Here is a 15,653-nt window from a genome sequence, read left to right as displayed (position 1 = left end):
TTCTGACTTGAACGATCTCGCTGTCGCCGCAGGAAATGATCTGGGTCTTATTCTTGCGATCGCCGTAGAATTACGACGCATTCACAAGAGCCCACCCAGGCAAGTAGTAGAACGGGCATTGCGTTTGCTGTGTAACTCGAGAGTGAAGTTATCGTCAGGCGAACGATTTGATCACGAAGAAAATCTACTCGGAGCCGTGACTGCACTCGTGGAGGCGGGATGTCAACTTTCGTTACGCACTGCAAATGAACTCGCAGTACTTCTCAATCGCTATCTTCCCGATAACCCGCCGCGTAGTCTTACATCTCACTTTGGCGGTTCAAGGTTTCATCTTCTTCGCGCTTACTCACTTAAAGCAGCGTTGGATGATAAAACTCTAGAAATGAACGACCTAGCGCATCTAGAATTACGGAAAGAGCTGGAGAAACAAAACGCACATTACGATTCACAAGATGCACGAGAATTCAAAGAAAATGTAGGAGCGCTTTTACCCTGGCACCAACTCTGGATTCGTATTTTTCTCGGTAAATTGCCAAAAGACCGATTAGGCGCTGCCATAACAGACACTCGCACCGCTTCCTCTAAAGCAGCCAAAATCAGCTATCGTGAAGAATCGAATACGTCTAATGAGATCGTACAGCTTTGGTTCGATATCTTGGTAATGGCTGGTGGGTCGCAAGTAATTAGGTTGAATGAATTCGATGCTTGGATTGCTTCGCTCAAACATCCGCTCTTTACAACGACGCTCAATAACATCACTCGTATCGCAGCGCGTCATGAACCAACTCAGACTAGATCATTCAATTATGCTAGACAATCACTTGAATTGACAAACAATGTCAGAGAAGACGCCAACTCGAAAGTTACTTCATATATTGATATAGCACGTGCAGTACTAGCAGTCAGTAAATCCGAAGCCAGTGCATATTTTGATCATGCCGTGGAAGTTGCCAGCAACATTGGTGACGAGAATCTGGATCGCTGGTCATCCATCCTCTATCTGGCTGCTCGCGCTGCCGATCCCGGCAAACCTATTCCAGAAGTCGCCTATAAACTCTCGAGGTGCGCAGAGCTTACCTATGACTATATTGATCGGAAGTATTTTGACTGGGAAACAACTGTCAGAGCGATTGCCGCCTTGTGTCCCTCTTCCTGCATGACAATTCTGAGCCGCTGGCGAGACAGGCAATTCGGTCGATCAGAACGGTTATTGCCGGAAGCTATCAAATTTCTCGTAGAGAATCGAAGTCTTGATCCGTTAGCGCCATTGTCACTCATAGGCTTTCGCGCCGAATGGGATGAAGCACAGTTGTTGAGTTCGGCACTCGAAGCCTGCGAATCCAAGTTACAGAAAAGTACTGTATCGAATTACTTTTACCGCTACATGCGATTGGATGAACACAGTGTGTCTACTTGGCGAAAAGTGAATATCATCGCTACATCGCACGGCCTAGCGCTTGATGGCATTGATGAGGTAATTGCATTTAGTGAGCGGAAAAAGCATTCCCGCCAATCAAACGATCATAACTTCGGCAACAGCGTATCACCACGTGAAGCGCAACGAGATTGGAATGCAACATTTTCCGGTCTCGACCTGAATTCTCCAAATGGAATTTCAGACGCTTATCGCCGATTCAAATCCTCTGAGCCTCCTTGGTATGCTGATCATTTTTTTCGTGAAGCGTGTAAACGGATCGAGGTTGGGCAGGAAGACAAGTTCATCAGAGCACTAGCGGAAGTTCCTCAGTTTGAATTGTACGAACTCCGGAAATTTCTCGAACAATTCCCTAATGATTGGAAACAGCGACTAGTCATAAAATCGGCACTTCGCGATACGTTGAAAGTCTACTGTCGACGCTATTGTATGGAAATCACTAAAAGTCGCTATTATGAAGTTTTACCCATTAGTACCGCACGTGAATTTTGCGACCTTTCGGAAAGCGATATTGCGAACATCATACTCGACGCGATTTCCGAAACGACAGAAGAGTTAACATCCGGTCGACTGTTCACACTTACCGGGCTTTTAGCTCTTCGGATTAATCAGGACGAGGCACTGGACACACTCAGATTCGGACTTGATCTGTTCAATGAATTTCTAAAAGAGGATGACGGTGACGGCGAATGGTCCATCGAGCTTGCTCCACCCGCAAACATCAATGGTGCCGTAGCAGGCTACATCTGGACCGGTCTAGCCGCTCCCAACAGTTCGCTTCGCTGGCAAGCGGCTCACGCTGTCCGAGGGCTGTGCGTTCTGGATCGCGGTGACATTCTGAAAGAGCTGATAAGTCTCGCTGAAACCGGGAAAGCAGGACCATTCGCCGACCGTACGTTGCATTTCTACGAACTGCACGCTCTTCAATGGCTCCTTATCGCACTGGCGCGAGCAGCAATGGAAAGCCCGAATGCCATCAAGCCCTTTTCAGCTTTTCTTATGAATATCGCCTTGAATAATCAACATGTGCTGATTCGAGATTTTGCGGCAAACGCGATACTAGCTCTCACCAATTCCCAGCACTTGAGTGTAGACGACAAAACTACCAATAAGCTTATTTCCATAAATACTCCGAGTCTTCCAGTGGAGTTTCCTAAAAATTGGGATCGAGTTGACAAGCAGAGAGGAAGAGAATCAACAACTTCGCAAGACTGGGAATATTATTTTGGCCTCGATATCGGGCCTTATTGGCTTTCAAGTCTGGGGCAATTGTTCGCACTAACTCAAGCAGATATTTCGATAGAAGTCGCTAATGTCATTGAATGCAAATGGGGATTCGGTTCTCGTGAAATTTGGAGAAACGATCAAAGGCGATACAAACACCTTTTTTCAGAAGGTGAAACATCTCATTCGCATGGATCTACTCCAGAAACAGACGATCTCGAATTTTATTTGGCCTATCATGGAATGATGGTTGTAGCAGGAAAGTTACTGCTTAACAGGCCGCTGCATCAAAGCTCAGAAGATCCCGAGAATGAGTTTCAGCAATGGTTGGATAGTCACAAATTATCTCGAGAAGACGGAAATTGGCTCGCTGATCGACGCGATCCACAACCTTTTGAGTGGCCAGATTGGAAGAATCAAAAAGAAGACACCGATGAATGGCCATGGTCTATTCATGTTTCTGATTTCGATAGATTATTGGGGATCACTGACAAACGAATAAATACCTGGGGCCATTGGACTACTAAATTTGGAAAGCGGAAAGAATCTGTTCGCATTAGTAGCGCTTTCGTATCCTGTGAAAGATCGAATGCCCTCTTGCGGGCGTTGCAAACAACCACCAACTCCATACATTATGGCATCCCTGATGCGGATAGCGATCTTCAGATCAATCAGGGAGAATATCAACTTAAAGGCTGGCTTGTTGATCGAACTCGAGGCGGCGGGCTTGATGAATTTGATCCCTGGTCGGGCGATATAAGGTTTCCATCCATCCGGCCAGGAAGTGAGGTTTTGGAAGTACTGCCAATCGTTTCAGATGTCGAAGGTAGAGCTTGGAAACGAGAAGATAGTAACCAGAATGTTCTTTGGTGCGAAATTTGGGGCCGACACCAAAACAAAGATGATGATAATGCTGTCGAGCAGGGTAGAAGACTTATTGCAGATTTTGGTTACTTGACAGATTTGCTTAATCGTACTAACAAAGACTTGATCATAGAAGTTCAGATCGAAAGAGACATTCTCCATTATCGCTATGAAAGAAAAAATGACTTTGGATACATCCCACCCTATACAAAAATCTATCTACTCAAATCTGATGGCAGATTCTACACAGTTTGATAATGTTCTAAAACTGGGCAAGCAGCTTGTTGCAGAACTTGGTTTCGATCAGTCTGCCGACACGCTTAGCCGGTGGATGGCGCACTATATCGCAGAGTTAATTCATAATGCAGAGATAGCAAATGAAGAAAATCGAGACGAGCAGCGCTCGAAATGCGCGGGTGCAATTCTCGAGCTTTGGAGTCATTACACAGCAATACCGAATGGCAAACGACCTTTCCAAGACTATGATCCTATCCTGAGAACACTTGAGAGCCTCGATCCTAACAGCAATATCCCGAGATACTTCCGGCCTGTCCACGAAGCAGCAGTAAAGCAACAGAAAAATACGGAAAGCGCTACCTGGCTGGAAAGTGCTGAAAAAGTAGATTACACAGCCAGACTTCTGATCCGCTTTTGTTTGACTTGCGCTGCTCGAGATGCAATTGAAAAATCCAAGGAGTGGGTCACTCTTGCCGAGGCAGCGGGGGCAGTAGATGATAATTATTTTTCAGTCATACGATTTGTCTCAAATGAAGCCGAACTAAGTGGCGAAGAAACTGCGACCAATGAAGAGCGAAAGGAAATTGAAAGTCGAATCAAACGATTGGAAGATTTCATCAATTTGGCAAAAATGCTGTCTGATCATCTACAAGAAAAACTCGACACAATTAATAATCAGAACAAAATCTAAAAAATTCCGGTGCAATACGCTTCTCTTATTGATACCTTACAAATTTCCGCTCCCGCAATATCCTCACAATCCCATATGCCGCAAACGCAGCAATCAGATGTTTGATCGTATGGCCGCTGATCCAGCCGTTTGTCCAGGCAAAAATTTGCGCATCCAGCATTTCAAATACTTTTGCGGCCGCGTAGAGCGCAATGATCTGATAGATGCTGTTGCCATGCGTGTAACGCGATGGAAAGCGCAGACTGATCCAAACGATCAGCAGGATCGAGTAAAACTGCATGACGATATAGAAATTCAGGTTGCCCGCGCCTTGCTGCTCCGTCCAGTACCAATACAACACGCTCAGCACGGCCAGCACAACGAGCAGCGGTAAAGCCCAAAGACCGGCGTCCCGGCTTATGCGCTCAACCAGTGTGGCCGATAACAGGGCGGTTATGGCGATGACGATGGGCAGGCGATCCCATAGCAAGTGATCGATATCCGGTGTCCAGTGGTAGTAAATGGACCCGAAAGCGACGGAGGCGATAGCTGAAAACAGCACCCAATACGGCAAACTTTCCCTGCGATCTTGAAACGTGGTTTGCGCGGGATCTTGATGCACGCGCCACAGAAATATCAAACCGGCGGTGCCACTGAACAGAAAAGCCAGATTGGAGGCTACATCATTGAAATTCGGAATGCCGAGAAAATCGCGTTGATCGGCGAAATGATGATAACCGGCAGGCTGGGCAAACGGCGGCAGCAACAGAGCGGCCACGATGATCAGAATCGAAATTCCCGTCAGTATCCAGATGTGCCGGTTCATGGGTTTATGCGCACGGAAATTTTCAACGGCGGCTAATGCATGTGCGCAACCGCGTCCCTGATACGCGCCACCGGAATGATGTTCATACCGGCAATCGCTTGTTTGGGCTTGTTGGCTACCGGAATAATCGCCTGTTTAAAACCCAGTTTCGCCGCTTCTTTCAATCGTTCCTGGCCGCGCTGCACGGGGCGGATTTCACCGGCCAGGCCGACTTCGCCGATGACGATCATTTTTTCCGTCAGCGGTTTGTTTTTCAGCGACGACACTACCGCCAGCAAAATCGCCAGATCGGCACCCGGTTCGGTGATTTTGACACCGCCCACGGCATTGACGAACACATCCTGGTCATAGCACGGAATTCCGGCATGGCGATGCAACACCGCCAGCAGCATTGCCAAGCGGTTTTGTTCCAATCCGACGCATAATCGCCGCGGACTGGGCGAACGTGCTTCATCGACCAGGGCCTGAATTTCCACCAGCAGCGGGCGCGTGCCCTCTTGCGTGACCATGATGCACGATCCCGGCACTTGCGTGTCATGATGCGAAAGGAATAACGCGGAAGGATTTTTCACTTCGCGCAAGCCTTTCTCGCTCATCGAGAACACACCCAATTCATTGACCGCGCCAAAACGATTCTTGAACGCGCGGATCATGCGGAAACTGGAGTGCATATCGCCCTCGAAATACAGCACGGTATCGACCATATGTTCCAGCACGCGCGGACCGGCCAGCGCGCCTTCCTTGGTGACATGACCGACCAGAATGATGCAGGTGCCGCTCGATTTCGCCAGACGCGTCAATTGCGCCGCGCATTCGCGCACCTGCGCGACCGATCCCGGCGCGGATTGCAGCGCTTCGGAATAAACCGTTTGGATCGAATCGATCACCGCCACCGACGGTTTACGTTCAGCCAGCACCGCTTGGATTTTTTCCAGTTGAATCTCGGCATACAAATTGACTGACCGCACATCGAGCGCCAGACGTTTGGCTCGCAATGCGACTTGCTGCGCCGATTCTTCGCCGCTGACATACAACACGGAATGCTGCGCCGACATGAATGACAGCGCTTGCAGCAGCAACGTCGATTTACCGATGCCCGGATCGCCGCCCAGCAACACCACCCCGCCCTGCACCATGCCGCCGCCGAGCACCCGGTCCAATTCCTCGATGCCGGTCGGATAACGCGGTTCTTCGCGCGCTTCGATGGTGCTTAAATTCTGCACCTGCCCGGTTTCGGATACCGGACTAAAGCGCGACACGGATTTTTCCGCGATGGTTTCGACCAATGTATTCCAGGCCTGACAATGCGGGCACTGGCCTTGCCATTTCAACGTTTGGCCGCCACATTCGGTGCAGGAATAAATGGTTTTTGATTTGGCCATTTAAAAGCCTGCTAATCGTAGACTTCGGCGATAGTAAACTGCGCACCGCGCGCGTCTTTTTCGGATAGCACCGGAGATCCCGAGATCGGCCAGTTTATCGCCAAGATTTCATCGTTCCACACGATGCAACGCTCGAACTCCGGTGCCCAATAGTCGGTAGTGTTATAGAGAAACTCGGCACTATCGGATAACACCACGAAGCCGTGCGCGAAACCAGCGGGAATCCACAATTGTTTTTTGTTTTCCGCGCTCAAGATCTCTCCCACCCATTGCCCGAAAGTCGGCGAAGAACGGCGAATATCGACCGCAACGTCGTACACCTCCCCCGCCACGACGCGCACCAGTTTTCCTTGCGCGTGCTGGATCTGGTAGTGCAAGCCGCGTAACACGTTATGCGCGGAGCGCGAATGATTGCTTTGCACAAAACAGACGGGCTTACCAATGGCGGATTCGAATGCACGCTGATTAAAGCTTTCATAGAAGAACCCCCGATCGTCGCCGAAAACACGCGGTTCCAGCAGAAAAACATCGGGGATACGCAAGGGTGTCGCCTTCATCAAAACTCCCGTTTCAGAACTTGCTGCAGGTATTGACCGTAACCGTTTTTGGCCAGTGGCAGCGCCAGCGCTTCGAGTTGCGCGGCATCGATCCAGCCTTGCCGGAAGGCAATCTCTTCCGGGCAGGCGATTTTCAAGCCTTGGCGGTGCTCGATGGTAGCAACGAACTGACTCGCATCGAGCAACGATTCATGCGTGCCGGTATCCAGCCAGGCATAGCCGCGCCCCATGATTTCGACACTGAGCGCGTCATGTTCCAAATAAATGCGATTCAGATCGGTGATTTCCAGTTCGTTGCGCACCGATGGTTTCAAGCTTTTGGCGTAATCCACCACATGGGCATCGTAAAAATACAAACCGGTCACGGCATAATGCGATTTCGGCTGTTCGGGCTTTTCTTCCAAGTTCACGACCTTGCCACCGGCATCGAATTCAACCACACCATAGCGCTCCGGATCGTGCACGTGATACGCGAAAACACTTGCGCCTTGCACGCGCTGCATCGCATTTGTCAGCAGATGATGGAAATCGTGCCCGTAAAAAATATTGTCGCCCAGAACCAGCGCCGAGTTATCGTTACCGATAAACGATTCGCCGATCAGAAAAGCTTGCGCCAAGCCATCGGGAGACGGTTGTTCGGCGTATGAAATATTCAATCCCCATTGGCTTCCGTCACGTAATAATTCCTGAAAATTGCCCACATCGCGCGGGGTTGAAATCACCAGAATATCCCGGATCCCAGCAAGCATCAGTGTGCTGAGCGGATAATAAATCATCGGCTTGTCGAATACCGGCAGCAATTGTTTCGAGATCGTTTGCGTCACGGGATAAAGCCGCGTTCCGGAACCGCCGGCCAGCACGATGCCTTTTCTCCGTGGAAGCGTAGATAGAGTTTTGGAAGTATTGAATATTGGCATAAATAAAAACCCGGATTTTAAAAATACATTAATGCATCGTTGTCATCCGGATCCATTCATTAAAAGAATGGGCGATTGTACTATATCCGCCTCACGCTCCGGATAATTGCCGCCGCAAATCGCCATTGTCCGCATCAAGCAACCAGCGAATCCGCAGCCGGTTCATGTAAAATGGTGCGTTATGATCGACTTGCAACATTACCATCGCTTAGTCAGAAAACTGGCGCCTTACTGGAAGTTACTCTTGCTGGCATTATCCGCCATGCTGATGGTAGCGCTATTGCTGGCGTTTCTGCCCCTGCTCGTTAAGCACATGCTGGCAGGCGCATTTGTCCTGCAAGACCCATCGCTGATACAAACCACGTCACTGACGATGGTTGCGGTATTTGCCGCGCGCGGATTGGCGGGTTATATCAGCCTTTACGCCACTGGTAAAGCCGGTGGCAAGCTCGGCGCCGATTTGCGCATGGAATTCTTTAACAAGCTGTTGACGCTGCCCATCCATTGCTACGCGCATTTCAATTCTCATCAAACCAGCGCACTGATAGCGCATATCAACACGATTGCGCAAACCACTGCCGGACACCTCGCCCGGTTAACGCAAGATTGTCTGACAATCATCGCATTAATGATTTGCACGTTGCGTCTCAATCAAGAGTTTGCCATCCTGCTCCTGCTGGCGATACCGCTCATCCTGCTGATCCATCAAATGACGCAAAGCCGTTTCAATAAACCCGAGTATCAACACTCACCAGCGGTTGGCGATCTGATTGAACACTTAGCGCAATCCGTCGCGCACTACAGAAAAATCAGACTGGACGGCGGACAACATCATGAAAGCCAACGTCTTGGCAAAATTTCCGCAGCGATCTATCAAGCCGACATGCAACAAACGCAAATCAAGGCCATGGCGATTCCCGCAGGTCAGCTCATCATGATGTTGATTATGCTCGCCGTAGCCTACATTATCGCGTTGCAAGCAATCAATGGCGCACTCGATCTGCCCGAAACCGGCGCGCTGATCACCATCGTATTGCTGTTTATCCTGCCGCTACAACGCATCGCCAATCTACCCAAACAACTGGAGCATGATCAAACGACTTTGGAAGCCATTTTTGCATTCCTCGATCAGCCATCCGAACAGGATAGCGGCACTCTTGGCACTCCGCAGGGTTGCGCCAAGCTGGTATTTGACCAAGTACGTTACGAAGACGACACAGGCGCCAAACCGACTCTCAATCACATGCATTTCACCGTACGGCCGGGCGAGGTCGTGGTATTTACCAGCTATACCCTGGAAGAAAAAAATGCATTGATCGATTTGATACTGTGCTTGCGTCGACCGGCCAGCGGGAAAATCTTACTCAATGATCAGCCGCTGCCGGATATCCAATTAAACCGTTTGTACGCGAACATCGCTTTGGTTGCCACAGATACCTTTCTACTCGACGATAAAATTGCCGGAAACATTGCCTATGGCGCGATGCGTTGCAGCAATGAAGCAAAAATCACCGCAGCCGTGCAGGCATCACACGCCATCGAATTTGTCCGGCACATGCCCGAAGGCTTGCAGACAGATATCAGTGCCAAAGGCACGGCAATCACCCGGCACCAACTACAGCAGCTCGCCATTGCGCGCGCATTCGTGAAAGACCCTCGCATCCTAATCCTGGATGAATTATTCACTCCCCAGGAACCCGATCCGGGAAATCTGCTGCCCGTGTTGGAAAAATTGATGCAAAACCGCACCACGCTGATTTTCAATCCATCGATCCCGCAATTGCAAAAGATCGACCGAATCTTTGTGCTGGAAAATGGGTGTATTGCCGAAAGCTTAAGAGCAGCAGACAGTCCTCAGCACACTTAACCCCATTCAAATTCGCCCCGCTGCCGTTTCTTCCGTCGATGCAAGGACGCGCTGATATTCAGGTGCGCACTACTTGCCGTTCCATTCCTTACTATTATATTCCGGCACCCAGTTCACCAGTTGATCCCGGACTTCTTGATCGCTTAATACCGAAATTTTGTTCAACCACGCCGTCATATCGGACAGCCATTGCTCATCCACTTGGCGTGCTTGGGCAATACGCAATTTTTGATGCGGTGTCGGCAATGTGCTTTCGCTGGCGGACAACAACTCTTCATGCAGCTTTTCTCCTGGCCGCAATCCGCTGAAAACGATACGGATATCATCTTCTCCCAATCCGGATAAATGGATCAAGTCATTGGCGAGATCGACAATTTTGACCGGATCGCCCATATCCAGCACGAAAATTTCCCCGCCGCCATTGGTTCCGCCCATCAATGCCGCTTGCAATACCAATTGCGCCGCTTCGGGGATGGACATGAAGTAACGCGTCATTTCCGGATGGGTGATGGTAATCGGGCCGCCTTTGGCAATTTGCTCGCGAAATTTCGGAATAACGCTGCCGGTGCTGCCCAGCACATTGCCGAAACGTACCATCACAAAACAAGTCGGGCGCGATTGGTTATTCCGGTCCAGTTGATTTTGCTTAGCCGCAATGGATTGTTGTAAGGCCTGGCATACCATTTCCGCCAGGCGTTTGCTGGCGCCCATGACGCTGACCGGATTGACCGCTTTGTCGGTCGAGATCAGAACAAATTTTTCCACCGCGAAACTGATCGCGACCTGCGCCAGCACGTATGTCCCCAACACATTGTTCAGCAGTGCCTGGTAAGCATTCTCTTCTTCCATCAGTGGCACGTGCTTGTAAGCGGCGGCGTGAAAAACCACAGCGGGATGGAACTGCTCGAACAATTGCATCATGCGCGCGCGATCCTTGATATCGCCAATCACAAACGACATTTTCATCGCGGGAAAGCGCGGCAAAAATTCTTCCTGAATGCTGTAGAGCGCAAATTCGTTCAGTTCCAGGAAAACGATACGATCCGGTCCAAATGCGGCCAGCTGGCGGCACAGCTCGGAACCGATCGAACCGCCCGCTCCCGTCACCAGAATGACTTTTCCGGTCAACAAACCGTGCAGACCGTCATCGTCCAAAACCACCGGCGCTCTACCGAGCAAGTCGTCCAGCTGGATTTCACGGATATTCGTCACCATGGACTTACCGCTGATCAAATCCGCGTACGACGGCACCGTCATCGCTTTCACATCGATTTCCGAGCACATTTCCAGAGCCTTGCGGTGAATCTGACGGGATACCGACGGTGTGGCGATAATCACATGCTCGACATTCAGGGTGTGCACCCAGTGCGGCAACTCGTCGATCCTGCCCAGCACCCGGATCCCTTGCAAGCGTGTGCCCAATTTGCGTGGATCATCGTCCAGCATACCGACCACATGCCATTCGCGGCTTCCCGTCAAAGCCTTGACCAGATTTACCGCAGTGCTGCCTGCACCAATGATCAAAACCAGTTTGGCTTCATTGCTCTCCAGGCCATACAACCGGCGTTCTTTCCAGGCACGATAGATCAAACGGCTGCCGCCCATGATCAGCATCAACAGCAATGGCGCCAGCACGATCACCGCTCCTGGAATTTTAGCCAGCAGACCAAACAACCATAGGAGCAGCAGCTCGGTTAACGAACCGGACATCACTGCCACAAAAATCCGCTTCAAATCGGGCAGACTGGCATACCGCCACAGCCCTCGGTACAATCCGAGCCACAGAAAGAAGCCACCTTGCGCCAACACCAGCCAAGGCAGCATTTCCAGCAGCAATTGAACCGAATCAGCCGGAATCTCAAAATTGAAACGGAATAAATAAGCCAGCCACCACGCCACCCCGATCGCAATGAAATCATGGGTGAAAGCAATGAATGTGCGAATTCCGTATTTTTTGAGAAGCATGCTATCCCCGGTTGGAATAATATTTCCGGTGGCAATCAGAAAGAAACATGAGCAGCAAATAAATGCTTCCCCAGGCCATGGCGACCCTGCTTTGCACCGTTAGATCCTGTCCGCCAGCCCAGACTGCACAGCCGCCGGCAGCCAGCATCAGCGCATAACTTAAAAGCGCAGTATTGCGATGACCTAAGCCGCTTTGCACCATGCGTTGATAATAGTGTTCACGATGCGCCTGCCAGATTTTCTCGCCGCGCATCAGGCGCTTGGTTATCGTTGCCGTCGCATCCGCGATGAACGGTGAAAATATCAGCACTGGCACCCATAACGACCATAGTTGATCGAGCCATCCCAATAATCCCAGCGCCGCTGCCAGAAACCCAAGCGGAACGGCACCCGCGTCGCCCATGAAAATACGCGCGGGATGAAAGTTGTAGCACAAAAAAGCCAGGGCCGCCGCCGCTATCGAAAAATTGATCACGGCAAAATCGTTATCCCCGGCCAAGTACGCAAACAAACCATAGTATCCAAACCCGATCACCGTCATTCCACCGGCCAGCCCATCCGAACCATCCATAAAATTATACAAATTGGACATCCAGATCACCGCAGCTGTAACACACAGCACAGTCAATCCACTCGTGACATCCAGTAAAAAAACCGTAGTAAATGCGGCAGCAACGATAGTATGGGCCAGTAACCGGCACCACACCGGCACATGCCGGATATCGTCAAGCAGTGATATTACCATCAGTAAGCCGACACCGGCCCAAACGGTTAGCGGAATCGCTACGGAAAAACACAACCATGTGATGATTACACCCGATAACAAACCCAATCCGCCGGTACGCGGTACGGGCACAGTATGAAGCGAACGCGCATTAGGATGATCCAGCCCCCAACGCGCCTTTCTTTTAATCAACCATAAAATGAAGAAGAATGATAAAACAAACGATAACAGCGGCGCTGTGATAATTGTCACGGGAAAATCCAACACCTACTTTAGTGACCGGATTATCCGGGGTGAATCAATAAAAAAATAATCCACTTTCTCATCGTGCATGACAAGAAAGTGGCATCGGAAGAACCAACTCAGCTAGCCTGAAACAACCTTAGAACATAGGCTTAGCCGCATAGCTCTTGTGAGCGGCTGCAGCTGCGGCACCGCGTTCCACTTTCATACCCAAGTCAGATAGTATGGTTTCCAGCGCATTCAAGCAGAAAATCACATTTTCTACGCGGCAAGAGGTACCCATCAAGCCGAAACGCCATACTTTTCCGGCAAAATCTCCCAACCCTGCACCAATCTCGAGATTGTACTCATCCAACAGGCGGCGGCGCACTTCTTTCTCATCGACACCGGCAGGAACAAAAACCGAATTCAGTTGCGGCAAACGATATTCCTCTTTCACCACATAATTCATACCCAATGTAGCGAAACCGGCTTTCAGCGCTTCGTAGTTATAGCGATGGCGCGCCCAGGAATGCTCCAGTCCTTCTTCGTATATCATCAACAGTGACTCATGCAGGCCATACAATGCGTTGGTCGGCGCGGTATGGTGATAAGTCCGGGCGGACGATCCCCAGTAATTCAACAGCAGGCTGATATCCATAAACCAGCTATGCACCTTGCTTTTACGATTTTTAACCAGCTCGGTCACGCGGTCGGAGAAACTCACGGGTGACAAACCCGGCGGACAAGACAAACATTTCTGACTGCCGGAATAGATCGCATCGATGCCCCATTCATCCACTCTGATCGGCGTTCCGCCCAGTGAAGTCACGGTATCGACGATGGTCAGGCAATTGTATTTGCGCGCGATTTCGCACAATGTTTTGGCATCGGACTGTGCACCTGTTGAAGTTTCGGCGTGAACAAACGCAACAATTTTGGCATCGGGATTCTTTTTCAGCGCATCTTCCACTTTCTGCGGATCAACCGGCTCACCCCATTTATCATCGACCACCACGGCAACGCCGCCATGACGTTCAACGTTTTCGATCATACGACCGCCAAACACGCCATTACGGCACACGATGACTTTATCGCCCGGTTCGATCATATTGACGAAACACATTTCCATACCCACCGAGCCAGGCCCGGAAACCGGGAAGGTCATGCGGTTCTTGGTTTGGAATGCATAGCGCATCAAGCCTTTGATTTCTTCCATCATCTCAGTGAAAACGGGATCCAAGTGACCCAAGGTCGGACGCGCCATGGCGTTCAGCACGCGCGCATGCGTATCCGACGGACCAGGTCCCATCAAAACACGTTGCGGCGGATAAAAAACTTTGACTTCTTTTTCGGGGCGAAAATCTTCGGTATTCATGAACAATCCTAAGTTAATAATAGAGTCTGATTTATTTTTGAAAAACGGTGATTCTAACAATTGAAAGCAGAGTTTACTATAAGCGAAGATATACTTAATAAATTATCCTTATGGATAGACTAAGCGATTTTCATAACCCACTGAATTTATCGATGCAGAATGAATATCGACTCGCCAAAAAAATATGCGAAGTCACCCTGCGGTATTAGTTTTTCCTGGGTGGAATATTGAGGTTGCTGCATAGCAAAGTGTGATGTTGGGGTTCCTATCGTCACCCCAACCTACCTCGCTACCTCGCTGTCCAGTGAAGCACGAAGCGCTGAACGGGTTTGAGCGACTTTGTTAGGCGGCACGATATATTTTCCAAAGTTTTTTTCTTACCTGCTTAGAAACATTGACATTTATTAATTTTCCAACAGAGGTAGACAACTTAACTTTGAAGAAATTTATTCTAAGCCATGCGACAAGTGTATTTTCGTGAAATAGGAATTTATGTGGTTCGTCTAGCACAGAAGAAAAGAAATCTTCTGGATAAAATATATAGCCTGTTTTTCCATCGGTAAGCTCAATTGGAAATTTTGAACAAAAGTGAGATACCCTACTGTCTAAATTCGGCATTAGAAATGACTTACTTTTTCTGAAAGGCAAGTACCAGTAATGTGATGATATTGTTACAGGACGGTGCCCAATATTTGTAAATTCTAAAATGTAAACGCGTCTATTTACTACTAAAGGACCATCTCCCGGTATGGATCCGAGGGATAAATTTGCGCTGACATTAATTCTTCTATCTTGTACAGAAAGCCACAGAGCAATTCCTGAAATTAATATAGTGCCAAAAGCGGATAACCAATTAGCAAAACTGTTAATACATTCCCAAGTTTCGCACGGCTGTATGTTCATGTGTTGACGTTTAACTAGAATTAGACGTCGGAAATGACGCAATATAATGCGTCACAAATGAAATCTAATACGGTATTGTTCATATCATCCCCTTATGTTTTAAGCTAATTGATCAATCTGACTGCCATCATATCAGGCTTATTTAGACCCACAAATACAGAATGAAAACAACAAGACGCTGGAATCCAGTTCTGCAATTTACATATCAAAACAAGCAATAATTCAATCTCCAAAACCATTGCTTTTTCCAAAATTCAAACTTAAAATGCCACCCGTTATTCGCTTTCTAAAATGCCCATTGAACGATTGGCGGCATAGCAACTCAAAAAGCGGTAGCGCAATGGGAAACTAGGGTTCCGGCCGGTTCAGTTAACGGCGTCAGGTCCAAGAGTTTCCGGTCTCGTGATAACGAGGCTCCACGGAGGGATAAAAGCCCGGGAGATTAAGCGTAATGTGCTCGAAGTACATTACAATCCCGGAAA

Annotated in this window: 11 protein-coding genes and 1 riboswitch; of the genes, 3 read left to right on the top strand and 8 right to left on the bottom strand. The window is 49.2% G+C overall.

Translation table 11 applies throughout. The annotated features are described in order from the left end of the window. The first annotated feature begins 7 nt into the window (after window positions 1-7). Window positions 8-3,778, top strand: coding sequence for a hypothetical protein (locus R2083_RS03225; RefSeq protein WP_317537492.1), 3,771 nt, complete (start codon window positions 8-10; stop codon window positions 3,776-3,778). Then, on the top strand, window positions 3,756-4,451 hold the full coding sequence (avs3b, locus tag R2083_RS03220) for an AVAST type 3 anti-phage proein Avs3b (protein WP_317537491.1): 696 nt from the start codon (window positions 3,756-3,758) through the stop codon (window positions 4,449-4,451). The genes R2083_RS03225 and avs3b overlap by 23 nt, the downstream gene beginning before the upstream one ends. Window positions 4,452-4,476: 25 nt before the next feature. On the opposite strand, the gene R2083_RS03215 is transcribed toward avs3b, so the two are convergent. Genes R2083_RS03215 through rfbA form a run of 4 tightly spaced genes read right to left on the bottom strand, consistent with a single transcriptional unit; the run spans window position 4,477 to window position 8,112 of the window. After that, window positions 4,477-5,256, bottom strand: a complete 780-nt coding sequence (locus R2083_RS03215; protein WP_317537490.1) for a ceramidase domain-containing protein — start codon at window positions 5,254-5,256, stop codon at window positions 4,477-4,479. Between the two features lie 32 nt (window positions 5,257-5,288). Further along, complete coding sequence (gene radA / locus R2083_RS03210) at window positions 5,289-6,638, bottom strand: DNA repair protein RadA (RefSeq protein WP_317537489.1); 1,350 nt, start codon at window positions 6,636-6,638, stop codon at window positions 5,289-5,291. Between the two features lie 11 nt (window positions 6,639-6,649). Further along, complete coding sequence (gene rfbC / locus R2083_RS03205; RefSeq protein WP_317537488.1) at window positions 6,650-7,195, bottom strand: dTDP-4-dehydrorhamnose 3,5-epimerase; 546 nt, start codon at window positions 7,193-7,195, stop codon at window positions 6,650-6,652. Continuing rightward, complete coding sequence (rfbA, locus tag R2083_RS03200) at window positions 7,195-8,112, bottom strand: glucose-1-phosphate thymidylyltransferase RfbA (RefSeq protein ID WP_317537487.1); 918 nt, start codon at window positions 8,110-8,112, stop codon at window positions 7,195-7,197. Before rfbA ends, rfbC begins: the two co-directional genes overlap by 1 nt. A gap of 106 nt (window positions 8,113-8,218) precedes the next feature. Between rfbA and R2083_RS03195 the strand changes: the two genes are divergently transcribed. Then, the gene (locus tag R2083_RS03195) at window positions 8,219-9,979 is read left to right on the top strand and encodes an ABC transporter transmembrane domain-containing protein (protein ID WP_317537486.1); all 1,761 of its coding nucleotides are present in this window, start codon (window positions 8,219-8,221) and stop codon (window positions 9,977-9,979) included. 69 nt (window positions 9,980-10,048) lie between these two features. Here the strand turns inward: R2083_RS03195 and R2083_RS03190 are convergent, their stop codons facing one another. From R2083_RS03190 to R2083_RS03175, 4 genes are all read right to left on the bottom strand, one after another. Next, window positions 10,049-11,944 carry a nucleoside-diphosphate sugar epimerase/dehydratase gene (locus tag R2083_RS03190; RefSeq protein ID WP_317537485.1) on the bottom strand — a complete coding sequence of 632 codons (1,896 nt, stop codon included), beginning with the start codon at window positions 11,942-11,944 and terminating at the stop codon, window positions 10,049-10,051. A 1-nt stretch (window position 11,945) separates the two neighbouring features. After that, window positions 11,946-12,920, bottom strand: a complete 975-nt coding sequence (locus tag R2083_RS03185) for a glycosyltransferase family 4 protein (RefSeq protein ID WP_317537484.1) — start codon at window positions 12,918-12,920, stop codon at window positions 11,946-11,948. A 130-nt stretch (window positions 12,921-13,050) separates the two neighbouring features. Beyond that, window positions 13,051-14,268, bottom strand: coding sequence for an alanine--glyoxylate aminotransferase family protein (locus R2083_RS03180; protein WP_317537483.1), 1,218 nt, complete (start codon window positions 14,266-14,268; stop codon window positions 13,051-13,053). Window positions 14,269-14,610: 342 nt separating this feature from the next. Next, on the bottom strand, window positions 14,611-15,171 hold the full coding sequence (locus R2083_RS03175) for a hypothetical protein (protein WP_317537482.1): 561 nt from the start codon (window positions 15,169-15,171) through the stop codon (window positions 14,611-14,613). Between the two features lie 337 nt (window positions 15,172-15,508). After that, window positions 15,509-15,614, top strand: a riboswitch (guanidine-I (ykkC/yxkD leader). The last annotated feature ends 39 nt before the right edge of the window (window positions 15,615-15,653 follow it).

Origin of the sequence: Nitrosomonas sp. Is35, from assembly GCF_033063295.1 — a bacterium.
Lineage (GTDB): Bacteria > Pseudomonadota > Gammaproteobacteria > Burkholderiales > Nitrosomonadaceae > Nitrosomonas.
Note: the sequence above shows the minus strand (reverse complement) of the source record. Positions and strands in the feature narration are given on the sequence as shown.

Bases quoted from the DNA above. Each gene is read 5' to 3' on its own strand.
- avs3b (WP_317537491.1), top strand. From the start codon at position 3,756: ATGGCAGATTCTACACAGTTTGATAATGTTCTAAAACTGGGCAAGCAG.
- R2083_RS03215 (WP_317537490.1), bottom strand. From the start codon at position 5,256: ATGAACCGGCACATCTGGATACTGACGGGAATTTCGATTCTGATCATC.
- radA (WP_317537489.1), bottom strand. From the start codon at position 6,638: ATGGCCAAATCAAAAACCATTTATTCCTGCACCGAATGTGGCGGCCAA.
- rfbC (WP_317537488.1), bottom strand. From the start codon at position 7,195: ATGAAGGCGACACCCTTGCGTATCCCCGATGTTTTTCTGCTGGAACCG.
- rfbA (WP_317537487.1), bottom strand. From the start codon at position 8,112: ATGCCAATATTCAATACTTCCAAAACTCTATCTACGCTTCCACGGAGA.
- R2083_RS03190 (WP_317537485.1), bottom strand. From the start codon at position 11,944: ATGCTTCTCAAAAAATACGGAATTCGCACATTCATTGCTTTCACCCAT.
- R2083_RS03180 (WP_317537483.1), bottom strand. From the start codon at position 14,268: ATGAATACCGAAGATTTTCGCCCCGAAAAAGAAGTCAAAGTTTTTTAT.
- R2083_RS03175 (WP_317537482.1), bottom strand. From the start codon at position 15,171: ATGAACATACAGCCGTGCGAAACTTGGGAATGTATTAACAGTTTTGCT.